The following is a 24,791-nucleotide window of genomic DNA, read 5'->3' on the forward strand; positions in this document are numbered from 1 at the left end:
AATTTTTTATAACCTTATCGATTATGAGTATGCAAAGAAAAGCGGTCGCGTTGATTTCAGGCGGACTGGATTCAATGTTGGCGGCAAAAACAGTCATGGAACAGGGCGTCCATGTGGAAGGCATCAATTTCTTTACCGGTTTTTGTGTGGAAGGTCATACTCATGCCATCAGAGAAAGAGGCAAGGCCAAACTTAAGCGCAATAATTCGTTATGGGTCGCCGAGCAGTTGGGCATAAAACTGCATATCGTCGATGTTATAGAGGACTATAAAAATGTCCTGATTAATCCCAGGCACGGTTACGGCGCGCACATGAATCCGTGTCTGGATTGCAAGATTTTCATGGTCAAAAAGGCCAGGCAGTGGATAGCGGAGAATGGTTTTGACTTTATTATCACCGGCGAAGTGATCGGCCAGCGGCCAATGTCGCAGCGCAAAGCCACGATGCCGATTGTCGCCAGGGAATCCGGGGCCGATGATTTGTTATTGCGGCCTTTATGCGCCAGGAATCTTCCTGCCACACTGCCGGAGCGCGAAGGCTGGGTCGATAGGGAAAAATTGCATGCTATCACCGGCCGTTCGCGCAAGCCGCAGATGGAAATGGCGGAGCAATTCGGTTTTGATGACTATGCCCAACCGGCTGGCGGCTGCTGTTTTCTGACCGATGCCAGTTACTCTTCCAAGCTGGTCGATTTATGGAAAGCCCGTGAGGATAATAAAGACTATGACCTGGATGACGTCATGCTGTTAAAAGTCGGCCGCCATATCCGTCCGCAACAAAATTTCAAGCTGATTGTGGCCAGGGAGGAGGGCGAGGGACGTTTTCTACAAGGCTACAAAAAAGACTTTATCAGCATGAACAGCGTAAGTCATAGCGGCCCCTTAGTACTGGTGGACGGCTCGCCCTCGGCCGAAGATTTATACCTGGCGGCAAGCATTACTGCCCGCTACGGACAGGGGCGCGACGCTGAGCAGGTCGATATTAATATCATGAGCAAGGACGGTTCGGAGCGGACTATTCAAGTCAAGCCTTTGCTCGCTGAAAACATGCCGCAAGCGTGGTTTATATGAATAAGGAAGTCTTAAATGCCCGGCGTCTGTTATGCCCTTTGCCTGTGATCCGCACCCAGGATAAGGTCAAACAATTGCAGGTTGGCGATCAGCTCGAAGTCATTTGCACCGATCCCGGAGTGATGCAGGATATCCCTGCCTGGTGCCGTATTAATGGCCATAAAGTGCTGGAAACCATTTCCGCTGATAATGAATATATTGTGATTCTGGAAGTGGGGTAGCAGTGACTGAAGGCTGTAATGCCAAAAATTTCATTGGATATTTTTCGCAGCTTGCAGCACTGCTGGGCGTAACGCTAATAATTAAGTGCAGCGTACTAAACAATTATAAAACCTGATAAGGACTGAATAATGGCGGTGGGGCAGGGCGATTTTCCTGAAATGCTTGAGGTGGCGGGGATACAGTTGGGCACAGCGTGTGCAGGTATCAAGCAAACCGTCAGGGATGATATTTTAATTATACAGATGGCGGACCATTCAACCTGTGCGGCCGTCTTTACCCGGAATGCATTTTGCGCAGCGCCCGTGCAGGTGGCAAAGGCGAACCTGGCGCATGCGCCGCGCTGGCTGCTCATCAATTCAGGAAATGCCAATGCCGGCACCGGCACGCAAGGTATGCAGGATGCCCTGGCCTCTTGCGCAGCACTTGCTGCGGTTGCCGGCTGTACCGCTAATCAGGTGCTGCCTTTTTCTACCGGCGTGATAGGCCAGCCCCTGCCGGTAGAAAAAATTAACGCAGCGCTGCCTTCGGCAGTTAATAACCTTTCGCCTGGAAACTGGGATAAAGCCGCCAAGGCTATTATGACTACCGATACCTTTCCGAAAGGAGTTTCTAAGGTTATTTCAATTGAAGGAAAGCCGGTTGCGATTAACGGAATAGCCAAGGGCGCCGGCATGATTCAGCCCAATATGGCGACCATGCTGGGTTTTATTGCGACGGATGCAAAAATCAAACAACACTTGCTGCAGGAATGTCTGGCGCAAGGGGTTGAACAGTCATTTAATCGCATTACTGTGGACGGCGACACCTCGACGAATGATGCGGGCGTGTTAATGGCTACCGGCTGCTCCGCTGCGCCGGAAATTACCCGGAACAGTGAAAGCTATATGATTTTTGCGGATGCCATTATGACCGTTTGCAAGAAATTGGCTGAAGCCATAATCAGGGACGGCGAGGGAGCAACCAAATTAATGCGGATAGTGGTTGAACAATCCCTGAATGATGAAGAAGCTGTGCGCGTAGGTAAAACAATCGCTCATTCGCCCTTGGTCAAAACCGCGTTTTTTGCCGGCGATCCGAATTGGGGGCGGATTCTGGCGGCAGTAGGCCGCTCAGGGGTTGAAAATATGGATATTGATAAAGTACAGATATTTCTGGATGATGTCTGCATCGTCAAAAACGGCGGCCGGGCAGATACTTATACCGAAGAGGCCGGGCAACAGGTGATGAATCAGGAAGAGATTACCGTTACGGTTAAGCTGGGGCGCGGCGAGGCCTGTCAGGAAATTTTAAGCTGTGATTTCTCTTATGATTATGTGCGGATTAATGCGGAATACAGGACTTAACGGCCAAGGTTACAGGGGAAAATTCTTAGTTATGCCTTTTGCAGGTAGGGAGCTACAGCCGGCCCCGAATGTTCTTCATTAACCGATATGAATCCTCTTCAAGTTGCTGTCGGGGTAGTAAAAAGCGCCGACGGCAAGATTCTGATTTCTTTGCGTGATCAGTCTTCTCATCAGGGCGGATTATGGGAATTCCCCGGCGGCAAGATCGAGCAGCAGGAAACGGCTGAGCAGGCCTTGATCCGGGAACTCAAGGAAGAGCTCAACCTTAATGTCAAGGCAGCAACCCCGCTTATTACTGTTAAACATCAATATACGGATCTGCTTGTACAATTAAATGTATTTTTGGTGGAAGATTTTTCCGGTGAAGTTGAAAGCTGCGAAGGACAAGCGTTTTTATGGGTCGAGCCGGACGCTTTAAGGCAATATGCTTTTCCCAAAGTCAACCAGCCGATTATTACAGCAGCCAGATTACCTGACAGATACGCGATTCTGGAAGATACGGATGAGCCGCTGTTGCGGATTAATCTGCAAAAAATCCTCGACAGAGGCGTCAAGCTGATACAGGCAAGGCTAAAAACATTACCGCCCGAAGCTGTTAAAAAGTTTGTTGAACAGGCTTATCCATTGTGCAAACAAAAGGGTGCATTATTATTAATAAATTCAGCCGTTAAAAGTCCGGATGACTTAGAGGCTGATGGCATTCATTTAACCAGCCGCGACTTGATGTTTCTTGATAAGCGGCCTGGGCACAGACGCTGGGTTGCCGCTTCCTGCCATACTCTTCAGGAATTGCGGCATGCTCAAAAAATAGGGGTGGATTTTATCGTATTGGGGCCGGTGCTGCCGACTCAAACCCATCCAGGTGCAGAAGTATTGGGGTGGAAACGGTTTGCCGAACTGGTTTCCAGGATTAATTTGCCTGTGTATGCCCTGGGGGGCATGAGCGAATCCAGCGTGATTGCAGCCCGTAGTGCCGGAGGCCAGGGAATCTCGGCAATAAGAGCTTTTATTGAAAGCGAATAGAAAATCACAAATTAAACTACGGCTCTACAGCGTAAGTATTCATGCTCTTGAGTAAGAGGTTGAGCTTGCTAGGTGTTGCGAAAAGGATTTGCCGTTGTTTCATGGAAGTAATGAATAAACTGTTCGGCTTTCATTTATAAATCTCCTGTGGACATACAGTTACCGCGGCGAATGACTTTTTTCATTAGTATTAAGAACCGATCTGGATCTGATTGAGCCATGAGCAGCGCTTCGGTAAAGTGACACTCATGCAACGGCTTGTATGGTCAGCAAGGCAAGGCTTGACGACTGGTCATCGTTTGCAATATTGCCTCCTTGCCTTAATGGCCAAGTTCTCCCGTAAAACCTATGGCCTTGACGACTAACCGAACCAGCGCTTCCGTGCACTGCTTATTCAGATTGGCTATGACTCAGGGCTATTGTGTTTGTGCCGATTCTAGCATCAGCAGGCCCTGCAAATAATCCGAAGATCAATTCTGTAGGCGTATCTGCACAATGACCTGGCACTTATCCGCTTGCCCTGTTAAAGCCGGAAGTCAGGCGTTCCAAAGCTTGAATTCCGGTCATAGCACTTTTGCTTTATTCTGCGCTGTGGCATGCTGGTTATTTATAGGTTCAAGCTTGACTCTCTCCCCGCAGTTCCCTCAAGTCGGTTTTTATCTCGGATTATTAGTAACGTCTACTATAAAATCTTTTAGTTTGATCGAAGAAAACCAGAGGTTTTATTAGGGGTTATTCAGGGATTGGTGTACTAGAGTGGCCGGCAGCATGCGGAGTTTTAAGGAGGAAGCTCTGGCGATTGAAAAATCGCTTAACTGAGCGTTGGAATCCGGAAGCGAGTAAAAAAACCGGATAAATAACGGAGCTTATATTAGAATTCCGCAGTATTTGAAAAATGGAGATAAATAGTGAATCCAGGTTTTACCAAAGCGTGGACAACCCGGCTTTCAGCCCAAACTTATGCGATCGATTGCTGGGGAGATGCCTATTTTTCCATCAACGCCAGCGGCCATGTCTGCGTCAAACCCAGCTCAGACAGCAGTGTCGAGCTGGATTTGTATGAAATTGCCCAGTCGCTGAACGCTAAAAACTTATCCTTGCCGGTACTGGTGCGCTTTACCGATATTTTAAAAGATCGCGTAACGCGGCTGTCCAGGGCTTTTAAAAAAGCCTGCGCCAATAATGATTATCACGGCAAATACACCCCTGTTTATCCGATCAAAGTCAACCAGCAACGCAAAGTGGTCGAAGGCATTCTGGCGGCTGACAATATCGGGCTGGAAGCGGGCAGCAAGCCCGAATTGCTGGCAATTATGGCCTTGTCAAGCCAGGGCGTGGTCATTTGCAACGGTTACAAAGACAGGGCTTATATCCGTCTTGCGCTGATCGGTTTAAAGATGGGCCTGAACCTTTATCTGGTCATCGAAAAACCGCTGGAACTGGAATTAATTATCGAAGAAGCGGCCCGCCTTGATATCAGGCCGCAATTGGGGGTCAGGGTCAGGCTGTCCAGCATCAGCGCCGGCAAATGGCAAAACAGCGGCGGCGAGAAATCCAAATTCGGGCTACATGCGCATGAAGTCCTGCAGTTGATCGAACGCCTGAAACTAACCGGTTTGCTGGATACGTTAAATCTCATGCATTTTCACATGGGCTCGCAAATCGCCAATATCCATGACATAAAAATAGCTCTGAAAGAAGCCGGGCAATTTTATGCTGAATTGCATCGCTTGGGCGCGCAGATAAACATCATCGATGCCGGCGGCGGGCTGGGCGTGGATTATGACGGCAGCCGGTCGCGCCGCGAATCATCAATCAATTACAGCCTTGATGAATATGCCCAGAATATCGTGCGCAGTTTTGCTGATATTTGCGCCGAAAAACAGGTTCTTCAGCCCGACATCATTACCGAATCCGGCCGTGCGCTCACGGCGCATCATGCGGTACTCATCACTAATGTGACGGATATTGAATCGGTCTATTGCAATGAAGCCGAATTGCTGGCGTTGCCGGATAGCAATAATTGGGTGGAACACTATCATGACATCCAGTTTTCCTTGTCGGAAGCCCGTGCGCAATTTGCCCAGGATAAACTCAGCATTAACGACTTGGCCCAGGCGGAGAATGACTATGCGATTCTTTGCCAGCAGCTTAAAAGCAAGCTGAACCCCAGCATTCAGAGCGAGGCCGCCATCCTGCAGGAACTGAATGAAAAACTTGCCGACAAGGTTTTTTGCAATTTTTCCTTGTTCCAGTCCATGCCTGATATCTGGGGCATCGATCAGATTTTTCCCATCATGCCTATTCACAGGCTGGATGAACAGCCTTTGCGCAGCGCTATTATTCAGGATCTGACCTGTGATTCCGACGGCCGGATCGACCAGTATATCAATGGGCAAAATATTGAAAAAACGCTGCCCATTCATGAAATCGACGGCCATGAGCCGTATCTCATCGGTTTTTTTATGGTCGGCGCTTACCAGGAAATCCTGGGCGATATGCATAATTTATTTGGCGACACTCATTCCATTAATATACAACTCGATGACCAGGGTTACCATTTTTATGACCTGCACGAAGGCGAGCATGTGTCTGATTTGCTCGACTATGTGCATATCAGCAGCGAAGAACTGAAAGCCGCTTATCGCGAAAAACTTGCAAAAAGTAATCTGAGCGAATCACAAAGACAGCAATTTGAACAGGAATTAATTGCCGGCTTGACTTCCTACACTTATCTGGAGAAATAACATGAAGGCGGGCATGATAGGATTGGGAGCGATGGGCACAGGCATGGCCAAAAATATCGCCAAAGCCGGGTATTTGGCCGGTGTCTATAACCGCACGGAGGCAAAAGCCCAAAGCCTGGCCGAAGAACTGCAGGTCACGGCTTATCCTCGACCTGAAGCACTGGCGGAAGATGTCGATATTGTGCTGATTTGCGTTTCTGCCGACAGCGATGTTTTGTCAATCGTTGAACAGATTGCAAAAACCGTGAAGCCCGGATCAGTCGTCGTGGATATGTCTACCGTCAGCAGCGAAACGGCAAGAAAAGCCGCTGCCCTTTTGGCTGAAAAACAGGCAGGCTTTCTTGATGGGCCCGTATCCGGCGGCGTAGAAGGGGCTAAAAACGGCAGCCTGGCAATGATGGTCGGCGGCGAAACGCAAACACTGGAAAAAGCGCGCCCGGTATTGGCGGCGATGACCGGCCGCATCATGCACATGGGCCCAACCGGCACAGGCCAGGCTGCCAAAGCAGTCAATCAAATCATGGCGGCAGGCATTAACCAGGCGGTGACCGAAGCCCTGGCCTTTGCCCAGGCTCAGGGTCTGGCCATGGATAAAGTGATCGAAATCATTTCAGGCGGCGCCGCCGGCAACTGGTTTCTTGAGCATCGCGGCCTGACCATGACTCACGGTGTATTTGCGCCCGGCTTCAAACTGGCGCTGCACCACAAGGACTTAAAAATTTGCCAGGCGATGGCCGCGCAAGCAGGGTTTTCACTGCCTTTGTCCGATATGACTGTCGCCGATTATGAGCGACTAATCGCACAAGGTCATGGCGATGAGGATATTTCGGCCTTGTACCGGCTGAAAAAAAGCCCGGATTAGCAAGCATCTTCAACCCATTTGTAACACTTACTTCTTCTGTCATACCGGCCGGGAGGGCCGGTATGACGCTTCGTTTAGCTGGCACAGCCGTATTTCTTAATGGCGCTTATTCAGGCCCTTCATACGGTATCCGGAACCATGCCCCGAGGTTAATGCTGTCATGCTGGGATGGACCCTGAGGGTTATCAGCGCCAGGATGGCCGGGATTGAGGGTAGAAGCCGTGTCATCGGGAGGAAACAGCACCAGCGTCGAGAGAAGCTCCAGCACTTTACTACGGTTATTATTGTGCAGTTTTTCAAACGCTTCCCTAGCCGCTTACACAGTAAGATTGCCGCAATAGCTCAAGATTCACCAGATGTATCTCCGTCTTACGTAGCGCTGCAAGCGAAAGAATGCTTGATTTTATCCAGCAGATCTGGAGCTAATATCAGCTCCGCTAGCGCCGCATAGGGAGTCTGGCAATAAGCCAGACAGAAGAATCCTGGTGATAAAAAGTCCCGGTTCCAGTTTCATATATTTCTCCAAGGTTTTCTACCTGATTGATAAACAAACCTGCAGCTGTGTTGCTGGACAGGAGAAATATTGACCCTACCATTTTGATTCGACTGTGACTTTTTTAATAAGGAATAGGTATGTTATTTATCTTGATTAAATTCCTATGGATATTTTGCATCGGGTTAAAGCTATAGGTTTTCAGCTAAAGGCATGGAAATAGTCTCAGCAAAAGCCTCGTTAACCCTTATGCTACGGTGTGCCGGAGTGCATGGATTTTTTAGTTTCCGGTTTGCTGCCTGCTTCTTCCAATATCTGTTGCTCGGTTTTTTTATTCATGACTATGATTGAAATTCGCCGGTTCATCGGATCCAGGGCGTCCTTGGGGTTATAGGGAATGCTGGATGATAATCCGCTAACCCGTAGAATTTTTTGTTCAGCAAGTCCGCCCTGATTCAATTCATAGCGGGCGGCATTGGCGCGGTCGCTGGAAAGCTCCCAATTGGTGTAGCCAGTTTGATTGGCTGGAAAAGACAGCGCATCGGTATGGCCGTTAATGGTAATTTTGTTGGGCAGTTCATTAATCACGGGCGCCAGTTTTCTTAAAATAAGCCGGACATCAGGTTCTGTCTCGGCGCTGGCTATTTTAAACATGGGGGTATTTTTATTGTCTATGATTTGAACGCGCAACCCTTCCTGTGTTGTTTCCAGTTTAATCTGATCCTTGAATTCCGCTAAGTTGGAATTCGCATTTATCATTGATTGAATTTTTTTCTTGAGCAGTTCAAGCTGCTGCAAATCTGTTTGCTCTGCTTGCTTTTCGATGTCTTCCAGCCTCTGTTCTTCAGTTTCGGTGATTTGGCCCTTGTTAACCTGCCCCTGTTCCTGCGCTGCCAGATCAGCGCCGCCTCCCTGAATCAGGCTGGTTCGAGCCCCGCCATTCGTTTCTTCCAGCAGGGTTACTTTATCAGGATCCTGAAAGTATTCGGCAATGCCCCTTTTCGTTGTTTCATCCGTTGTTCCTACCAGCCACATAAGCAGAAAAAACGCCATCATGGCTGTTACAAAGTCGGCGTAAGCCAGTTTCCATGCGCCTCCATGATGTTCATGACCTTTATTTTTCTTTATTTTTTTTATGATGACGGGTTGATCTGCCATATTGGGAATCAGCCTTTATTGGCTTTCAATTGCATTTCCATCTCTGCAAAATCAGGACGCATATTGGAAGTAATGATAGAGCGCATATATTCGGCGGTCATGACCGGAGGAATACCTTGCGCGCAGCACAACAGACCTTTTTGAGCGCATTTAAACGCATTGCCGGCAGCTTCAAGCCGTTCTTCCATTAAGGCGGCGACCGGCGCAATAAAGCCATAGGCCAGTAAAATACCCAGAAATGTTCCTACCAGGGCTGCGGCAATTAATTTTCCAAGTTCAGCGGGCGGCAGGTTAATGGATTCCATCGTATGCACCACACCTATTACCGCAGCCACAATACCGAATGCAGGCATGCCGTCGCCAATGCGCTGGATGGCTTTAATGGGTCCATAACCCTCTTCGTGATGGATCTCAAGTTCCTGATCCATAAGTTCTTCAAGCTGATGGTTTTCCACCCCAGTAACAATCAGGCGCAGATTGTCGCGGATAAATTCCATTAAATGATGATCTGCGAGAATTGCGGCGGTAAATATTGTGCTGTTTTCCGGGTTTTCTATAAGATCTTCCAGTGATAGCAGGCCTTCCTTGCGGGTCTTGTTGGTGAGCGCATAAAAACACAACAACAATTCCAGATAATAAGCTTTATTGTGCCTGGCCGGCTTTAATGTACCGGTGGCCTGAACGATTGATGCTTTTACCAGCGCAAATGAATTGCCGCTGATAAAGGCGCCCATGGCCGCTCCGCATATGATGAGCACTTCAAACGGCTGGATCAGCACAGCGGGCTGTCCGCCAACCCCCATAAATCCTCCCACAATGGAGGCCATCACGAGCAGATAACCAAGTATAACCAGCATAACTTCCTCAAAGTTGAATTTTGTTTAAGCAAATGCCAGACCTCCTTGTTATTGGAAGCTGGCCGTAAGCTAATTCTTTATAAGGATAGCTACATACCAAAATTTTGTATTCAGTTTGAATTTTCAGACAAATTGGTTTCAAGCCGGAAAAACCTGTGCTTTAGACAAGTTAGCTCGAATGAATACGATTTTTAAGAAAAAACTGCTGGGATAGGGTTTTCGGCTAAAGGCTAAGTTATTAAAGCCGCGCCGTTTATCAAAGAATAATTTCAGGGCAAAATGTCACTGATAAAGCTACGCAAGCCGCAGTTGTTTAAGTTTTGCAAAGGCTTCACTGCCATCGATGTTGGGAATAATTTTTAACTTAAGCGCCTTTAATTGATTGAGATTGACATGATAATGCTCGATTTCCTGCGTTGTACCGGGCGGGCTGAAGTGAAACTGCTGGCGCAGAATTTCCCGGTAATCGCCCTCGTTATTCATTAACCAAAGCAAAACGAATTCCTGGGTGCGCGCTTGTTTCTGTTCATCAAAAACCAGATAAATATGTTTGACATTCAACGGCTGATCAAAGATCAGGCAGATGCTTTGCTCGCCCGCCTGCGCAGCCTGCCATCCGGCTCCTCCTGCCTCCATTAACGCCGATTCAATCGGATGTTCCGCACACTCCGAAGTAATTTCGACTTGCGCCAACTGCTCCAGGTCTAAAAATTTCAGATCAACAGGTGGAATATTTTCAATTGGCTGCTTAATAATTGTTTTGCGCATTGTAGTTAAAATTATTGGATTAAAATTAGTGTACTTATACAGTCCTGGCAGGAAATCGGCTATTAAAAATGCGTGGATTCAAACCCATCTTTAATTAAACCCTGGTTTATTCATTATTTCAAGAGCATCAGCACCTTAATACACTGTTTCTAAGTATGAAGACGATATCGCAAATAATAGTACCATTATTCATTCGAATATTTGATGCGTTAGAGAAGTGAGGGTATGGAGAATAAAATTGACATTCTGGTAATTTCTAATTAAATTTTTAATTTTCTTAATTAGAAAATGTGAAAATAATGAACGAGTTTAATCTGCAAATAAAGCGGCTGAGTCGAATGTCTCAAGAGCTGCAAGCTGAGCCGCTTTACTTGCACCACTGCGCGAGATGTCCAAGACTGAAGGGGTCCGTCTGGCTGATTTCGGGGTGAAGCTTCTCCCAACCGGTGCTGACGCAGGCGTTAAACAAATCGTTATTGCAAAGATCCTGAAAGTGAAGCCATCGGCAGTTACCCAGCAGTTAGATAAAGCGTGAGCATCATCACCTTCGATACCCATACCCTTATTCAGAAATTAATTGCCGTTGGCGTCATGGAAGGCCAGGCGCGTGTAATTGTGGGCGGTATTGTCGAGGCCCAGGAAAGCTTGATTAAGGGCGCCATCTTGCAAGAAGGACTTGCGCCTGTTCGACTGGATTTGGCGGCACTAAAATGGGAAGTGGGCATATTATTGGCTGTCAATATCTCATTGGCCGTTTAATCTTTTTTTAGGTCAGCGGAACAACAAAAATCACGCTTATTATTACCTCTTTTTTTAAGCAATAGCCGTGATTTTACGGTCGGAAACGCACGTGTATTAAACGCTGCCGCTACCTTGGGCACGAGATAACATTGCCATAGCTTTTTAGCCTGATGACGCGAGCTTTTTTCAGGGCGAAGCGCAAACTTATACTTATCACACCTCAGTGTCGGCGCCTCCACCCCTCTCTTGCTGGAGAGTGCTAGTGAAAGGAGGTAAAAAATACAATGATGTGCGGATAATCCATAACCTCTATTCATTCCTTGCCACAGGGTTGTTTCTGTTTCCGGAATGGGGGCTATAACGGACCGGCTAAAGGCGGTTATATGACTATAAAATGTAAATTGCTGGCATTTGAAGCAAGCTGTAAAATATGAATGCGACCGCTTTAATAGACCACTTTCTGGATGCAGCATGGGCAGAGCAAGGCTTGAGTCAAAATACGCTGTCGGCCTATGGCAGTGATTTAAGAATATTTGCCGGCTGGTTAAATGGAAAATCCCTGCTAGATATCGATAGCGGAGATGTATCAAATTTTCTTGCCAGCAGATATAAAGAAGGCATAGGCAGCCGGTCTTCAGCACGTATTCTATCGAGTTTGCGGCGCTTTTACGCTTATTGTATCCGGGAAAATAATATAGCCATAGATCCAACTGCACTAATAGAATCTCCTCATATCGGCCGGCTTTTACCGATATCTCTTTCCGAAAAAGATGTGGAATTATTGCTGGATGCGCCTGAAGTTACCCATTCACTCGGGTTCAGGGATAAAACCATGCTGGAAATGCTTTATGCCACCGGACTTAGGGTGTCGGAGCTGGTCAATTTAAAGTTCGAGCAGATCAGCTTCAGGCAAGGTGTCGTCAGGATTACCGGAAAAGGTAATAAAGAGCGGCTGGTGCCGGTCGGCGAGGAAGCCATGAGTTGGCTGGAAGGCTATATGAGTCAAGCTAGGAAAATCATTCTAGGTGAGCGGCAATGCGATTATTTGTTTGTGACAAACCGGGCCGCCGGCATGACCAGGCAAGCTTTTTGGCATATTATCAAACGCCATGCAAAAAAAGCCTGTATTAACAAGGAACTATCACCGCATACTTTAAGGCATGCTTTTGCTACCCATTTGTTGAATCATGGCGCGGATTTGCGCGTAGTCCAGTTATTGTTGGGACATTCAGATTTGTCTACTACGCAAATTTATACCCATATTGCCCGAGAAAGATTAAAGGAACTGCATGCAAAATATCATCCCAGAGGATAAGTTGCGATGACCCCAAATATCCATCCGACTGCTTGCATAGCGCCGGATGCTTCTCTAGGTGAGAATGTTAGCGTAGGGCCATTTGCGGTTATTGAAACAGGTGTTGAGATGGGAGCTAACTGCCGGATTGGCGCTCATGCGGTAGTACAGCAATATGTAAAAATGGGTAATGGCAATATCCTGCATCCGCATGCCGTGTTAGGGGGCTTGCCTCAAGATACCGGTTTTAAAGCGGAAACGGTTTCCTGGCTTATCTGTGGAGATAATAATGCATTCAGGGAGGGATTTACCGCGCATAGAGCTTCAAAAGAACAGGGGGAGACGCGTATTGGCTCAGGCTGTTATTTTATGAACAACAGCCATGTCGCCCATGATTGTACAGTCGGAGATAATACGATATTTGCCAATAATGTCGCTATTGGCGGTCATGTTGATGTGGGCCATAATGTTTTTATGGGGGGGGCCGTGGTTGTGCACCAGTTTTGCCGCGTCGGATCATACGCGATAGTGCAGGGCACAACCGGCATTAATATGGATGTTATTCCCTTTACGCTGATTGGCGGGCGGCCTGCCCGGCATTATAAGTTGAATACGGTAGGTTTAAGGCGAGCGGGAATAACAGGCGATCGCTATAAAATGCTTGCAGCGGCATTTCGTTTGCTGCGAAACCGCAAACCCCTGGATTCCCTGCAAGAGACGGAAGAGTTAAAACAATTGAAAGACTGGTTGGCGATTAAATCCAGGCGCGGCGTACATGGTTTTCTTGAAGTTTAGGCATCTCAAGGTCTTGAAGTGAGAAACCCCCATTTAAACCATAATCTGTGGTCTCTCTCTTCGCAGGTTTCCGGGATTTTTCGCTACAGTCAATAATAATGCTTGATTAGAGCTTAAGGGAATGTTTTATGCCGGAAGATTAGCTGCTAAGTCCTGATTAGGCAGTTCTTGTTCGGTCCTGGTTAACAATTCGGTTATATCAGACAGCATCCGGGTAATAAACACTATTCCGGGTTTTGCTGATACGGGTCTTTAAAAGGGAATATCATCATCAAAATCATCATAATCGGGAGCAGGGGGCGTAGCTGCGGAATTCTGTGAAGGCGCAGCAGGTCGTGATGGATTTTCAGGCCTTGATGACGATGCTGCATAGCCGGTTTGCGGTTGATCGGTGCTGAAACCGGAAGTGCCGCCGCTGCGGCTTCCCAGCATATGCATTTCTTCAGCAATGATTTCAGTGGAATAGCGATCCTGGCCGGTATTATCCTGCCATTTGCGCGTTTGAATACGACCCTCGACATAGACCTGGCTGCCTTTTTTCAAGTACTCGCCGGCCACTTCCGCCAGGCGGTTAAAAAACACCACGCGATGCCATTCAGTAGCGTCTTTTTTTTCCCCGCTTTGCTTATCTTTCCAGCGGCGCGTAGTCGCCAGACTGGCGCTGGTCACGGCCGCGCCCGAGGGCAGGTAGCGGACTTCCGGGTCAGAACCTAAATTGCCAATTAAAATAACTTTATTAAGCATTCATTTCTCCTAAACTTTTTTATGGTATAACTACACAAGTTTGTCCGGAGTCCTGGATTGGAAAAACTTATTCATTTTAATTTAATTAAACAGCAACTTTAGAACGTTGCGTTATGATTTCCACGTTTTAAAATTGTGCTATATGTTAACAGTATTTATACCGTCTGGCCTATCATTTAATTTTTAAATCAAAACGCGTAAATATCGGGCTTAATCAGCTCTGGTATGCATAAAACGGAAATTATATTCTGGCAGCAAAAAACACAAATAATAACACACCCTTTGCTTGGGAGGGAGCAGTGATTCGCACTATAAAAGTCATTATAAATCATAATAATTTATATTAATTTTTTAAGATCAGATTAGCAATAAATGCCTGAGTCGATTGCTATGTGTTTTATATTCCAGATTTTCAGGAAGTTACCTCAATATTTATTCTCGGACGCCTTATAAAAATCTTGGGATGACAAATACAAATTTCCTTAACTCAGCTCTTAAAATTCAAACTCTCTCAATGCGCCTATATTGTCTGGATAAAGTTTTCAGCGGTTTAAAAGCTGGCATTTTAATCAGCCATTGTTGAGAAATCATGATGTTTATGATGTAATGTTTGGGTTTGACATTTTAAATGTGCCTCTTGTTTTATTTCATAAAAAGCAAGAGAAAGGTTTTGCCATATTGTGTTTAAAGAGCAGGCTTATCAACTATGCAATTTACTATTAAAAAAGGTTTGGATATACCTATAACCGGGGAGCCTAAACAGGTTATTGACAAGGGCAAGCCAGTGAAGTCGGTTGCGCTTCTGGGAATGGATTATGTAGGTATGAAGCCTACCATGATGGTCAGTGAAGGAGATACAGTTAAACTTGGTCAGATACTGTTCAGCGACAAGAAAAATCCCGGCGTAAACTTTACTTCACCGGGGGCTGGGATTGTTAAATCCATTAACCGCGGCGCCAAGCGGGTTTTGCATTCCGTAGTTATTGAACTTCAAGGAACCGAACAGGAATCATTCGCCAAATACAGTGATTCTGAACTGGATAATTTAACTCCTGAACAGATTAAAAGTAATTTGTTGGCATCCGGGCTATGGATTTCTCTGCGCACACGTCCTTACGGCAAAATTCCGGCTGTGGATAGCAAGCCCAGTTCTATTTTTGTTACCGCTATCGATACCAGTCCGCTGGCGGCGGATCCGGCAGTGATCATTAAGGATCGCGGCAGTGATTTCGCGCATGGTTTATCAGTTATCGCTAAGCTGACTGACGGCAAAACCTATGTCTGCAAAGCGGCTGGTGCTGATATAGCAACCGGTTCTGCTGCTGTAGTTACCGCTGAATTTTCCGGGCCGCATCCTGCCGGTCTGCCTGGTACCCATATTCACTTCATTGATCCTGTCAGTATAGATAAATTTGTCTGGTATCTGGATTATCAGGCGGTTATGGCAATAGGAGCCTTGTTTACCACAGGTAATCTAAATGTTGAAAAAGTGATTTCGCTGGCTGGGCCTACCGTCAAAAATCCCAGATTAATTCGAACGCATGCCGGTGCGAATACTGATGATCTGGTGAAAGGTGAATTGGAGGATGTGGAAAATCGCGTGATCTCCGGTTCAGTGTTGTACGGACATCGCGCTTCTGGTTGGGCAAGCTATTTAGGCTGGTATGACAATCAGATTTCCGTGCTACAGGAAGGACGCGCGCGTGAATTATTGGGCTGGATTGTTCCGGGAAAAGATAAATACTCGGCTCTTAATGTTTATATGTCCAGCCTCGATCGTAAGCAACATCGAAAATTTCCATTAACAACAAACAAGAATGGAAGTAACCGGGCGATAGTTCCTGTAGGCGTATATGAAACGGTAATGCCTATGGATATTTTATCCACACCGTTACTTAGATCCTTGATAGTCGGCGACTCGGATCAGGCTCAATTGTTGGGATGTCTTGAACTTGATGAGGAAGATATGTCCTTATTTACTTTTGTAGATCCCGGGAAACATGATTTCGGCCCGGTTCTGAGAGCAAATTTAACTAAAATTGAGAAGGAAGGATAATGTCGGCTAGAGATTTTTTAGATAGCATAGAACCGCATTTTATAAAAGGCGGGAGGTTTGAAAAATACTTCGGTCTTTATGAAATGGTGGATACGTTCATCTATACGCCCGCTGAAGTAACGCGCGGTGCTACTCACGTTCGTGATGGCAATGATTTGAAGCGAACCATGACTTTTGTGGTAGTAGCAACATTTTTCTGTGTGTTAATGGCCATGTATAACACCGGTTATCAGGCTAATCTGGCCATGGAAGCCATGGGTCTGGATAAAATAAATAACTGGCGCAGCATGCCCATGGCACTATTCGGGTATAGCCCGGCCAATCCATTTTCGTGCATGGTTCACGGCGCGCTGTACTTTTTCCCGATTTACCTGACGACCATAGCAGTTGGCGGCATTTGGGAAGTGCTGTTTGCGACCGTGCGCAAGCATGAAGTTAATGAAGGGTTTCTGGTTACTTCAATGCTATATGCGTTGATTTTGCCTCCGAATATGCCTTTATGGCAGGTTGCGCTGGGTATTTCGTTCGGTGTGGTGATCGGAAAGGAAGTGTTTGGCGGAACCGGTAAAAACTTTCTGAATCCGGCTTTGACGGGCAGGGCGTTTTTATATTTTGCCTATCCCGCTACGATTTCCGGGGATTCGGTCTGGGTGGCTGTCGACGGCTATACTGCCGCTACGCCTTTAAGTCTGGCTGCAAATGGCGGGCTCGATGCGGTGCATGCGGCTAACTACAGTTGGGCGCAAACTTTCTTTGGCTTTGAGCCGGGTTGCCTCGGTGAAACTTCAACTTTGGCCATTTTGATCGGCGCGGCATTTTTATTGTATACAGGTGTTGCTTCCTATCGGATTATGGGCGGCGTATTTATAGGAATGCTGGCTACTGTCTTATTGTTCAATATAATCGGCAGTGATTCCAATCCCATGTTTGCGTTTCCCTGGTATTGGCATTTTGCTACCGGCGGTTTTGCCTTTGGCATGGTCTATATGGCAACTGATCCTGTCAGTGCTGCCATGACTGATACGGGCCGTTGGCTGTTTGGCGGCTTGGTGGGAGCCATGACGATTTTAATCCGGGTTGTCAATCCCGCCTTTCCGGAAGGTATTATGCTGGCGATTTTATTTGCCAATATGTTCGCGCCTACGATTGACTATTTTGTCATCCAGGCCAATATCAGAAGAAGGATAAAACGCCATGCTTAATAAAGACAAGCTGTGGGAGCATTACGAAAAGTTTAAAATTTACCGCGATAAAATTCTCGCTTTAGGTAACGATAGCCTGGAAAAAACCATTGCCATCGCCCTTTCTCTCTGCTTTATTTGCGCAATTCTTGTTTCATTTTCTGCTGTTGCCTTAAAACCCCTGCAGGTTTACAACAAAGATCTGGACATGAAAAAAAATATTCTTGAGGTTGCCGGTTTATTAGAGGAAGGCAAGGATATTGATAAGGCATTTGAAGAAAAAATTGTAGCGAAAATCATTAACCTTGAGACCGGCGATTATGTTGAAGATATAAGTCCAGCCGAATATGATCAACGCAAAGCGGCTAAAGATCCTGCGCAGAGTGTACCCATTCCCAAGGACAAGGACATTGCGCATATCAGGGTAAAAGCCAAGCTCGCTAAAGTCTTTCTGGTCAAGGAAGGCGATGCCATTAAATCGATTATTCTGCCGGTAAGCGGGTATGGCTTGTGGTCAACTTTATACGGCTTTCTGGCCTTGGATGCTGACGGGCAAACTGTACAAAGCATTAACTTCTACGATCAGGCTGAAACTCCCGGACTGGGCGGAGAGGTAGTTAACCCGAACTGGCGCGCTTTATGGAAAGGCAAGAAAGTTTATGCCGAAACCGATCAACCTTATTTAGAGAAAGGCGCCATAGATGATGCAGGCTCCGGAGAACCGGCTTTAAGCGTGGTTAAAGGAACTGTAGAGCCTGGTAAGCCCGGCTCTCAATATCAGGTGGATGGCTTGGCCGGCGCCACGTTAACCAGTAGAGGGGTAACTAATCTGATCAGATACTGGATGGGCAAGGAAGGTTTTGCACGGTATCTGGGTAAAGTAAGAACGACTAAAGAGGGCTAAATCATGAGTGCAGTATTAAATAGCGAAACAAAAAAAGTATTGACTACACCGCTGGTCAATGACAATCCTATTACTTTACAGGTTTTGGGGATTTGTTCGGCATTAGCGGTCACCTCAAAAATGTCAACGTCACTCATCATGGCGCTTGCGTTGACATTGGTAACTGCATTTTCCAGCGCGGCAATCAGCTCAATTCGAAATCATATCCCAGGCAGTATTCGAATTATTGTGCAAATGACCATAATTGCTTCTCTGGTTATTGTAGTTGATCAAATATTGAAAGCCTTTGCCTATGAGGTCAGTAAGCAGCTATCGGTATTTGTCGGCTTGATTATTACCAATTGTATCGTGATGGGCAGGGCTGAAGGATATGCGATGAAAAATCCGCCTATAGAAAGCTTTATGGATGGTATCGGCAACGGCCTGGGGTACAGCCTGATATTGATTATCGTGGCATTTTTTAGAGAAACATTGGGTTCCGGCAAACTGCTCGGCGTCGAAGTCTTCAAGCTTGCCAAGGATGGCGGATGGTATGACCCAAACGGCTTGATGCTATTGCCTCCCAGCGCTTTTTTTATTATCGGCATGATCATCTGGGCGGTCCGTCAATGGAAGCCTGAGCAAGTTGAAAAAGTAGACTTCAAAATCATGGCTATTGCTCATGGTGAAGGAGGCCTTCACTAATGGAAGCTTATGTCAGCTTATTTGTAAAAGCAGTCTTTATTGAAAATCTGGCACTTTCTTTCTTTTTGGGAATGTGCACATTCATAGCAGTTTCCAAGAAAATTTCGACCGCTATGGGATTAGGCGTGGCGGTAATGGTGGTACAAGCCATTACTGTGCCGGCCAATAATATTGTTTATCATACATTGTTAAAGGAAGATGCTTTATCCTGGATGGGCATTACCGGCGTTGACTTAAGCTTTTTAGCCTTATTAAGCTCCATCGGCATGATTGCGGCTTTGGTTCAGATTCTGGAAATGATCCTGGACAAGTTTTTCCCCGCCTTATATTTTGCGCTGGGCGTATTTCTTCCATTAATCACGGTGAACTGCGCTATTTTAGGCGGCAGTTTATTTATGATCGAGCGTGACTACAATTTCGGCGAAAGTGTCACTTATGGCATCGGCAGCGGTTTAGGCTGGGCATTGGCTATTACAGTTATGGCCGGTGTGCGCGAGAAACTGAAATACAGTGATATACCGGCCGGCTTGCAAGGTCTGGGTATTACCTTTATTACTGCGGGCCTGATGTCGCTTGGCTTCATGGCTTTCTCTGGAATCCAACTTTAAGAAGGTATAGTAAATGCTGGAAATTGTATTAGGGATTATTATTTTCACGGCTTTCGTGATTGCACTGGTTTTTGTCATTATCGGAGCTAAAAGTAAACTGGTTGCTGCCGGCGATGTTGAGATTCTTATCAATGAAGAAAAGAAAATCCACGTACCCGTAGGAGCAAAACTCTTGACTGCCTTAGCCGATCACGGATTGTTTGTTTCATCGGCCTGCGGCGGTGGGGGCACCTGTGCCCAGTGTAAAGTAAAAGTACATTCAGGCGGTGGAGAAATTTTACCTACTGAACTGAATCATATTACTAAACGTGAAGCAGCCCTGGGTGAACGTCTTTCGTGTCAAGTTACGGTAAAACATGATATGGACATCGAAGTGGAAGACGATGTGTTCGGTGTTAAAAGATGGGAATGCACCGTCAAGTCAAATAATAATGTCGCTACCTTTATTAAGGAACTGGTTCTGGAGTTGCCTGAAGGAGAAGAAATCAATTATCGGGCCGGGGGCTACATTCAAATTCAATGCCAGCCGCACATAGCAAAATATAGCGAGTTTGATATTGATGAACGATTTCGGGAAGATTGGAATAAACACAACTTATGGCGTTATGTTTCTAATGTAAAAGCACCGACTTTACGCGCTTATTCAATGGCAAGTTATCCTGAAGAAAAGGAAATTATGCTGAATGTACGTATTGCCACCCCTCCTCCCGGTGCCCCAGATAATATTCCTCCCGGTATTATGTCGTCTTATATCTTTGGACTGAAACCGGGCGATAAGTGTACTATTTCAGGGCCTTATGGTGAGTTCTTCGCCAAAGACACTAATGCGGAAATGGTCTTTGTAGGCGGCGGCGCAGGTATGGCGCCTATGCGGTCCCATATCTTTGACCAGTTACGCAGATTGAAAACCAAACGTAAAATAACCTTTTGGTATGGTGCGCGAAGCAAGCGCGAAATGTTTTATGTGGAAGATTTTGATATGTTGGCCAAAGAAAACGACAATTTTGAATGGCATGTGGCTCTATCAGATCCATTGCCTGACGATAACTGGGAGGGTTATACCGGGTTTATCCATAATGTTCTTTATGAACAGTATTTAAAAAACCATCCAGCGCCTGAAGATTGTGAGTTTTACATGTGCGGACCTCCGATCATGAACTCATCAGTCATAAACCTGCTAATGGACAACGGCGTTGAGCCCGAAAATATCATGCTGGATGACTTTGGCGGTTAGCTGACAGTTAATCTCTCCCGCTTTTCTGGAGAGTATGTCCAGGCGAGGCCTTTGATTAACTATTTTCCGCGAAAAACTTCAGGCACACAGTAATGCGCGCGATTCCGCTTTTCCCCTTTCTTCTGGAATCGTAACTTATGAAACACGTAAACTTATGGATTTCGCTGCTGTGTCTGCTTTTTTCCGGTACGGCATCAGCATTACGGTGTGGGCATTCATTGGTGAATGTGGGTGATTATAAAGATGAGGTATATGCGAAATGTGGCGAACCGGATTCCGTGGCTCTTCGTACTAAAATAGAAGGTATTACTTTGCATCATCCAAATCGAACCCTGGATTTGCAACAATACGAAGAAGTTCAGGTTGAAGAATGGATTTACAACTTTGGCTCTTCGCGCTTGCGGCAATATCTTCGTTTTGAAAATGGACAATTGATAGAGATTAGAGATTTAGGGCGAGGGGATTAATTCGAAGTCGGCCTGGAGTCGAAATTTGTGCTGGCTTGTTTAATGAGTTTAAAAGTGGAGCGTGTTTTATATTTTTATAACTGGCTATGATTGCTCATGAATAGAGAGTGATGAGAAAATATTGGGATTTCAATCAAAGTTAGTTTAAGAGTAAAAACATCTTGTGGCATAAGCAAAAAGCAATGCCTGTAAACATCCATCGAACTTAAGCGGTATAACCGTCTAACGCTTAAGGGGGTTTAATTGCCTGCCTGGAGTTATATCGCGACATTATTTTATTACCAGGCATAAACATTTTGTGCAAACTACGGCGGCTTGCATTAATTTTACACAGCTTTTATTAACCTTGCAAAGGTGGCATTATGACTTATTTTCTGGTGACTTTTGTTTTCATGCTTATTGTTATTATATTCATGGCAATAGGTGTTATGTTCGGCCGACGAACTATAAAAGGATCATGTGGCGGTATAAGTAATGAGAATTGCGTTTGTATAAAAAAATGTGATAAAAGGAAGAAAATGGAAGCTGAGGGTAGCGCTTAAGTTTGTTTTTCCAGGCATATCCGCAATATTTATGGATGATCAATAATAGATGATGTTATTACAATAATAATGAAAATAAGAAGGAGTTGATTATGCTGGCGAAAATTACTGTTGCTGATTACATGGCAAAAAGATTAACTACACTTACTAGAGATACGGATGTTATTGATGCTATAAAGAAACTGCTGGATCATAAAATAACCAGTGCTCCGGTAATTGATTCAAGCGGACACTTGCTGGGCATGTTTTCTGAAAAGGACAGCATGAGAGTAGTGGTTCAAAGTGTCTATAATCAAAGCATGAGCGGAAAGGTGGGGGAATATATGACCGAAGAAATCATAAAGATTGATGCTGATGCCACTATTGTAGATCTTGCCGAAAAATTTCAGAAGTCCCCAATCAGAAGTTTTCCGGTATTCAAGAATACGGACTTTGTCGGGGTTATTAGCCGAACGGATGTCCTAAGGGCGTTGATCGCAATCGCTGGACAGCATCGAGAGCGAGGCAATATGGAGTAGCAATAGCCTCCCGCTAGTAGCCTTGGGTCATAGCACTTTTCAAGAAGCCAGCTGGTCTCAAGAAAATAAAACTCGCTTAAGTTAAAGAAAATACAAAGAGCCTCCCAATTTATAGGTAAGATTATCGAGACTGGATGGCTTTCAGCCCAGCTTGTTATAAAACCGGATTTCACAAAAAATAGCACTTTGCCTGATAAGATTTTGTTGGGCGCCCGCCATACTCATTGTCTTTAGGGAAGTAGTACGTGACTAATAAAACATTTTATTGGCATGACTACGAAACCTTCGGTACCGATCCGCAAAGAGATCGGCCTGTGCAATTTGCCGGCGTTCGCACCGATTATGATTTTACTATTGTAGATGACCCTCTGGTAATTTATTGTAAGCCGCCAGCAGACTATCTACCTCATCCGGAAGCCTGTTCAATTACTGGCATAACCCCTCAACTTGCTGAACAGAAAGGCGTTTGTGAAGCAGAGTTTATTAGATTAATTCATCAGCAGTTATCTCCGCCCAATACGTGTACGCTTGGTTTTAACAGCCTGCGCTTTGATGATGAAATAACCCGCAACTGCCTTTACCGTAATTTTTATGATCCCTATGCGCGGGAATGGCAGAATGGCAACTCGCGCTGGGATATCATTGATATTGTCAGAGCGGCAAGAGCACTGCGTCCTGAAGGATTAGTCTGGCCGGTCAATGAAGAAGGACGCCCCAGCTTTAAACTGGAAGAATTGACCGCAGCCAATGGCATAGCCCATGAAACTGCGCATGATGCGCTTTCAGACGTTTATGCCACTATAACCATAGCTGGATTGGTCAAGGCCGCCCAGCCAAAACTCTACCAGTTCCTATGGCAGCATCGTACTAAAACTGAAGCTGCTAACTTGCTCCAGCTTGGCAGTTTCCAGCCGGTCATCCATATTTCAGGAAAATACCCGGCGCTAAAAAACTGTCTGGCTATCGTGCTTCCCCTTTGCCGTCATCCCGCCAATACCAACGGTATTATTGTTTATGATCTGTCTATCGATCCTGAACCGATGCTCTCATTATCTGCGGAAGAAATTCAGCAAAGGCTATTTGTTGCAACGGATAAGCTGCCCGACGGCATAGCACGGATACCGTTAAAAACAGTACATCTCAACAAATGCCCGGTATTAACTCCTGTTTCGGCTATCAGGCCGTGTGATGCGCAAAGGCTGGAAATTGATTTGGCTTTTTGTCAGGCAAATATTGAAAAGATCAAGGCAGCAGCCGGCTTGGCCGAAAAATTATCAGCAGTCTTTACTCATGCCTATTCTGAATGCGAATCGGATCCGGATCTGGCCATTTATAGCGGCGGTTTTTTTTCTGACGCCGATAAGCAAAAAATGACCAGAATCAGAGCTATGTCTCCAGATCAATTAGCTAAAACCTCTTTTCAATTCAGTGATATTCGATTAGCTGAAATGCTTTTCAGGTACAGGGCCCGTAATTATCCTGAAACGCTGAACATATATGAACGCTTGAAATGGGATGAATTTTGTAGAAATCGATTAAAAGGCGGTCAGGGCGGAGCAGGAATTATCCTGGAAGATTATTTAATGCAATTAAAAAAATTTAAAAGTAAAGAAAACGTTGATTCTACCATTATCAATGCCCTGGAAGCTTATGCAAGTGAGAAAATACGCCAGCTCGGAATTTTAAGTTAATGCCTGAAAGTTCTTTGCGAACCTTAAAATATTGCCTCAATATCGGGTATTGCAGACTTGTAAAAATCAATCCTGTTAAGAATTCATCCGCGCTGGACAATATGGGTATCAGTTGCCCGATAGAGTTTTAGATGTTGTAACGGGTGCTTGCTTTGCCCAGTTATCATATAATGTTTATTTTAGTTTAATATTTACAGATTTACCTTAGGAGTTAAGATGAAGAAAATTATGGTATTTATTTCAGCCTTGATGTTTTTGTTTGCTGCTGCCGCCAGTGCTCATGGCCCTGTTCGTCAAAAAGCGGAAGAAGAAATTACCATCAATGCGCCTGCTGAAAAAGTTTGGGCTATTATCGCAAATTTCGGCGATATGTCATGGCATCCGGGCATAAAAAGCGTAACAGTTAAGGGCGACAATAAAAAAGGCGCTGTCCGCGTTTTGACCTTGAAGAACGGCGGCACTATTACTGAAGAATTAAAAAAGTATGATGACAAGAAAATGTCTTACGCTTATAAAATTACTGAAATGAGTAGCGCGAAAACCATTACGCATGCCGGAGCTGAAGAAAAAGTGCCCGTGTTGCCGGTAGACAACTATGCAGCAAGCATTGGTGTCGAATCAAAAGGTAACAGCTCAGTTGTAAGCTGGAAAGCAGCGTATTACCGTGCCTACATGAACAATAACCCACCTCCTGAGATGAATGAAGAAGCGGCAAATACAGCTGTTACAGCGGTTTTAAAAGAGGGCTTAGCCAACTTAAAAGCCTTAGCTGAAAAGTAATATCTGTAC

The 24,791-nt window shown here is 45.6% G+C and carries 26 protein-coding genes; 21 read left to right on the forward strand and 5 right to left on the reverse strand.

The features are described from left to right. The first annotated feature begins 23 nt into the window (after positions 1-23). The 6 genes from HUX64_RS02860 to HUX64_RS02885 all read left to right on the forward strand — a co-directional run bounded on the left by HUX64_RS02860 (position 24) and on the right by HUX64_RS02885 (position 7,267). A complete protein-coding gene (locus tag HUX64_RS02860) occupies positions 24-1,070 on the forward strand; it encodes a tRNA (5-methylaminomethyl-2-thiouridylate)-methyltransferase (protein ID WP_174624733.1) in 1,047 nt (348 codons plus the stop codon). After that, positions 1,067-1,291 carry a sulfurtransferase TusA family protein gene (locus HUX64_RS02865; RefSeq protein ID WP_174624734.1) on the forward strand — a complete coding sequence of 75 codons (225 nt, stop codon included), beginning with the start codon at positions 1,067-1,069 and terminating at the stop codon, positions 1,289-1,291. The genes HUX64_RS02860 and HUX64_RS02865 overlap by 4 nt, the downstream gene beginning before the upstream one ends. Before the next feature lie 129 nt (positions 1,292-1,420). Then, on the forward strand, positions 1,421-2,635 hold the full coding sequence (gene argJ / locus HUX64_RS02870; RefSeq protein WP_174624735.1) for a bifunctional glutamate N-acetyltransferase/amino-acid acetyltransferase ArgJ: 1,215 nt from the start codon (positions 1,421-1,423) through the stop codon (positions 2,633-2,635). A gap of 87 nt (positions 2,636-2,722) precedes the next feature. After that, complete coding sequence (locus tag HUX64_RS02875) at positions 2,723-3,658, forward strand: Nudix family hydrolase (protein WP_174624736.1); 936 nt, start codon at positions 2,723-2,725, stop codon at positions 3,656-3,658. A gap of 908 nt (positions 3,659-4,566) precedes the next feature. After that, positions 4,567-6,405: a biosynthetic arginine decarboxylase gene (speA, locus tag HUX64_RS02880; RefSeq protein ID WP_174624737.1), complete on the forward strand. Its 1,839-nt coding sequence runs from the start codon at positions 4,567-4,569 to the stop codon at positions 6,403-6,405. Between the two features lies 1 nt (position 6,406). Continuing rightward, positions 6,407-7,267: an NAD(P)-dependent oxidoreductase gene (locus HUX64_RS02885; protein ID WP_174624738.1), complete on the forward strand. Its 861-nt coding sequence runs from the start codon at positions 6,407-6,409 to the stop codon at positions 7,265-7,267. A gap of 106 nt (positions 7,268-7,373) precedes the next feature. Here HUX64_RS02885 and HUX64_RS02890 read toward each other — a convergent pair whose 3' ends face one another. The 4 genes from HUX64_RS02890 to HUX64_RS02905 all read right to left on the reverse strand — a co-directional run bounded on the left by HUX64_RS02890 (position 7,374) and on the right by HUX64_RS02905 (position 10,543). Continuing rightward, positions 7,374-7,535 carry a hypothetical protein gene (locus HUX64_RS02890; protein WP_174624739.1) on the reverse strand — a complete coding sequence of 54 codons (162 nt, stop codon included), beginning with the start codon at positions 7,533-7,535 and terminating at the stop codon, positions 7,374-7,376. A 477-nt stretch (positions 7,536-8,012) separates the two neighbouring features. Next, entirely contained in the window at positions 8,013-8,918 is a 906-nt protein-coding gene (gene motB, locus HUX64_RS02895) for a flagellar motor protein MotB (RefSeq protein ID WP_174624740.1), read from the reverse strand. Positions 8,919-8,926: 8 nt separating this feature from the next. After that, positions 8,927-9,775: a flagellar motor stator protein MotA gene (gene motA / locus HUX64_RS02900; RefSeq protein WP_174624741.1), complete on the reverse strand. Its 849-nt coding sequence runs from the start codon at positions 9,773-9,775 to the stop codon at positions 8,927-8,929. Between the two features lie 294 nt (positions 9,776-10,069). Continuing rightward, positions 10,070-10,543, reverse strand: a complete 474-nt coding sequence (locus tag HUX64_RS02905; RefSeq protein ID WP_174624742.1) for a hypothetical protein — start codon at positions 10,541-10,543, stop codon at positions 10,070-10,072. A 388-nt stretch (positions 10,544-10,931) separates the two neighbouring features. Here HUX64_RS02905 and HUX64_RS02910 point away from each other — a divergent pair, with 388 nt between their 5' ends. The 4 genes from HUX64_RS02910 (at position 10,932) to lpxA (ending at position 13,373) form a co-directional block, all read left to right on the forward strand. Further along, positions 10,932-11,078 (forward strand): hypothetical protein, encoded by a 147-nt coding sequence (locus tag HUX64_RS02910; protein WP_174624743.1) that lies wholly within the window; start codon positions 10,932-10,934, stop codon positions 11,076-11,078. Further along, positions 11,075-11,302, forward strand: a complete 228-nt coding sequence (locus HUX64_RS02915; protein ID WP_174624744.1) for a DUF1640 domain-containing protein — start codon at positions 11,075-11,077, stop codon at positions 11,300-11,302. The genes HUX64_RS02910 and HUX64_RS02915 overlap by 4 nt, the downstream gene beginning before the upstream one ends. A 412-nt stretch (positions 11,303-11,714) precedes the next feature. Further along, the gene (gene xerD / locus HUX64_RS02920; protein ID WP_174624745.1) at positions 11,715-12,599 is read left to right on the forward strand and encodes a site-specific tyrosine recombinase XerD; all 885 of its coding nucleotides are present in this window, start codon (positions 11,715-11,717) and stop codon (positions 12,597-12,599) included. 6 nt (positions 12,600-12,605) lie between these two features. After that, positions 12,606-13,373: an acyl-ACP--UDP-N-acetylglucosamine O-acyltransferase gene (gene lpxA, locus HUX64_RS02925; RefSeq protein WP_174624746.1), complete on the forward strand. Its 768-nt coding sequence runs from the start codon at positions 12,606-12,608 to the stop codon at positions 13,371-13,373. Between the two features lie 252 nt (positions 13,374-13,625). Here the strand turns inward: lpxA and ssb are convergent, their stop codons facing one another. After that, a complete protein-coding gene (gene ssb, locus HUX64_RS02930) occupies positions 13,626-14,117 on the reverse strand; it encodes a single-stranded DNA-binding protein (RefSeq protein WP_174624747.1) in 492 nt (163 codons plus the stop codon). A gap of 706 nt (positions 14,118-14,823) precedes the next feature. On the opposite strand from ssb, the gene HUX64_RS02935 reads away from it, so the two are divergent. The 11 genes from HUX64_RS02935 to HUX64_RS02985 all read left to right on the forward strand — a co-directional run bounded on the left by HUX64_RS02935 (position 14,824) and on the right by HUX64_RS02985 (position 24,782). Further along, complete coding sequence (locus tag HUX64_RS02935) at positions 14,824-16,173, forward strand: Na(+)-translocating NADH-quinone reductase subunit A (RefSeq protein ID WP_174624748.1); 1,350 nt, start codon at positions 14,824-14,826, stop codon at positions 16,171-16,173. After that, positions 16,173-17,375, forward strand: a complete 1,203-nt coding sequence (locus tag HUX64_RS02940) for an NADH:ubiquinone reductase (Na(+)-transporting) subunit B (RefSeq protein WP_174624749.1) — start codon at positions 16,173-16,175, stop codon at positions 17,373-17,375. The genes HUX64_RS02935 and HUX64_RS02940 overlap by 1 nt, the downstream gene beginning before the upstream one ends. Then, positions 17,368-18,258: a Na(+)-translocating NADH-quinone reductase subunit C gene (locus HUX64_RS02945; protein WP_174624750.1), complete on the forward strand. Its 891-nt coding sequence runs from the start codon at positions 17,368-17,370 to the stop codon at positions 18,256-18,258. The genes HUX64_RS02940 and HUX64_RS02945 overlap by 8 nt, the downstream gene beginning before the upstream one ends. 3 nt (positions 18,259-18,261) lie before the next feature. Beyond that, positions 18,262-18,942 (forward strand): NADH:ubiquinone reductase (Na(+)-transporting) subunit D, encoded by a 681-nt coding sequence (locus HUX64_RS02950; RefSeq protein ID WP_174624751.1) that lies wholly within the window; start codon positions 18,262-18,264, stop codon positions 18,940-18,942. Beyond that, entirely contained in the window at positions 18,942-19,550 is a 609-nt protein-coding gene (nqrE, locus tag HUX64_RS02955) for an NADH:ubiquinone reductase (Na(+)-transporting) subunit E (RefSeq protein ID WP_174624752.1), read from the forward strand. The genes HUX64_RS02950 and nqrE overlap by 1 nt, the downstream gene beginning before the upstream one ends. A gap of 13 nt (positions 19,551-19,563) precedes the next feature. Next, positions 19,564-20,784, forward strand: coding sequence for an NADH:ubiquinone reductase (Na(+)-transporting) subunit F (nqrF, locus tag HUX64_RS02960; protein ID WP_217426417.1), 1,221 nt, complete (start codon positions 19,564-19,566; stop codon positions 20,782-20,784). A 137-nt stretch (positions 20,785-20,921) separates the two neighbouring features. Then, positions 20,922-21,251, forward strand: a complete 330-nt coding sequence (locus HUX64_RS02965; protein WP_174624753.1) for a DUF2845 domain-containing protein — start codon at positions 20,922-20,924, stop codon at positions 21,249-21,251. A 428-nt stretch (positions 21,252-21,679) separates the two neighbouring features. Further along, on the forward strand, positions 21,680-21,793 hold the full coding sequence (gene nqrM / locus HUX64_RS20345; RefSeq protein WP_425484240.1) for a (Na+)-NQR maturation NqrM: 114 nt from the start codon (positions 21,680-21,682) through the stop codon (positions 21,791-21,793). Between the two features lie 92 nt (positions 21,794-21,885). Then, complete coding sequence (locus HUX64_RS02975; RefSeq protein WP_174624755.1) at positions 21,886-22,311, forward strand: CBS domain-containing protein; 426 nt, start codon at positions 21,886-21,888, stop codon at positions 22,309-22,311. 245 nt (positions 22,312-22,556) lie between these two features. Continuing rightward, positions 22,557-24,002, forward strand: a complete 1,446-nt coding sequence (sbcB, locus tag HUX64_RS02980; protein ID WP_174624756.1) for an exodeoxyribonuclease I — start codon at positions 22,557-22,559, stop codon at positions 24,000-24,002. A 216-nt stretch (positions 24,003-24,218) separates the two neighbouring features. Beyond that, the gene (locus HUX64_RS02985) at positions 24,219-24,782 is read left to right on the forward strand and encodes an SRPBCC family protein (RefSeq protein ID WP_174624757.1); all 564 of its coding nucleotides are present in this window, start codon (positions 24,219-24,221) and stop codon (positions 24,780-24,782) included. Positions 24,783-24,791: the final 9 nt, after the last annotated feature.

This window comes from Candidatus Methylobacter favarea, assembly GCF_902806695.1.
Lineage (GTDB): Bacteria > Pseudomonadota > Gammaproteobacteria > Methylococcales > Methylomonadaceae > Methylobacter_B > Methylobacter_B favarea.

Coding starts and splice junctions, on each gene's coding strand:
- HUX64_RS02860 (WP_174624733.1), top strand. CDS start 24: ATGAGTATGCAAAGAAAAGCGGTCGCGTTGATTTCAGGCGGACTGGAT.
- HUX64_RS02865 (WP_174624734.1), top strand. CDS start 1,067: ATGAATAAGGAAGTCTTAAATGCCCGGCGTCTGTTATGCCCTTTGCCT.
- argJ (WP_174624735.1), top strand. CDS start 1,421: ATGGCGGTGGGGCAGGGCGATTTTCCTGAAATGCTTGAGGTGGCGGGG.
- HUX64_RS02875 (WP_174624736.1), top strand. CDS start 2,723: ATGAATCCTCTTCAAGTTGCTGTCGGGGTAGTAAAAAGCGCCGACGGC.
- HUX64_RS02885 (WP_174624738.1), top strand. CDS start 6,407: ATGAAGGCGGGCATGATAGGATTGGGAGCGATGGGCACAGGCATGGCC.
- motB (WP_174624740.1), bottom strand. CDS start 8,918: ATGGCAGATCAACCCGTCATCATAAAAAAAATAAAGAAAAATAAAGGT.
- motA (WP_174624741.1), bottom strand. CDS start 9,775: ATGCTGGTTATACTTGGTTATCTGCTCGTGATGGCCTCCATTGTGGGA.
- HUX64_RS02905 (WP_174624742.1), bottom strand. CDS start 10,543: ATGCGCAAAACAATTATTAAGCAGCCAATTGAAAATATTCCACCTGTT.
- HUX64_RS02910 (WP_174624743.1), top strand. CDS start 10,932: ATGTCCAAGACTGAAGGGGTCCGTCTGGCTGATTTCGGGGTGAAGCTT.
- xerD (WP_174624745.1), top strand. CDS start 11,715: ATGAATGCGACCGCTTTAATAGACCACTTTCTGGATGCAGCATGGGCA.
- lpxA (WP_174624746.1), top strand. CDS start 12,606: ATGACCCCAAATATCCATCCGACTGCTTGCATAGCGCCGGATGCTTCT.
- ssb (WP_174624747.1), bottom strand. CDS start 14,117: ATGCTTAATAAAGTTATTTTAATTGGCAATTTAGGTTCTGACCCGGAA.
- HUX64_RS02935 (WP_174624748.1), top strand. CDS start 14,824: ATGCAATTTACTATTAAAAAAGGTTTGGATATACCTATAACCGGGGAG.
- HUX64_RS02940 (WP_174624749.1), top strand. CDS start 16,173: ATGTCGGCTAGAGATTTTTTAGATAGCATAGAACCGCATTTTATAAAA.
- HUX64_RS02945 (WP_174624750.1), top strand. CDS start 17,368: ATGCTTAATAAAGACAAGCTGTGGGAGCATTACGAAAAGTTTAAAATT.
- HUX64_RS02950 (WP_174624751.1), top strand. CDS start 18,262: ATGAGTGCAGTATTAAATAGCGAAACAAAAAAAGTATTGACTACACCG.
- nqrE (WP_174624752.1), top strand. CDS start 18,942: ATGGAAGCTTATGTCAGCTTATTTGTAAAAGCAGTCTTTATTGAAAAT.
- nqrF (WP_217426417.1), top strand. CDS start 19,564: ATGCTGGAAATTGTATTAGGGATTATTATTTTCACGGCTTTCGTGATT.
- HUX64_RS02965 (WP_174624753.1), top strand. CDS start 20,922: ATGAAACACGTAAACTTATGGATTTCGCTGCTGTGTCTGCTTTTTTCC.
- nqrM (WP_425484240.1), top strand. CDS start 21,680: ATGTTCGGCCGACGAACTATAAAAGGATCATGTGGCGGTATAAGTAAT.
- HUX64_RS02975 (WP_174624755.1), top strand. CDS start 21,886: ATGCTGGCGAAAATTACTGTTGCTGATTACATGGCAAAAAGATTAACT.
- HUX64_RS02985 (WP_174624757.1), top strand. CDS start 24,219: ATGAAGAAAATTATGGTATTTATTTCAGCCTTGATGTTTTTGTTTGCT.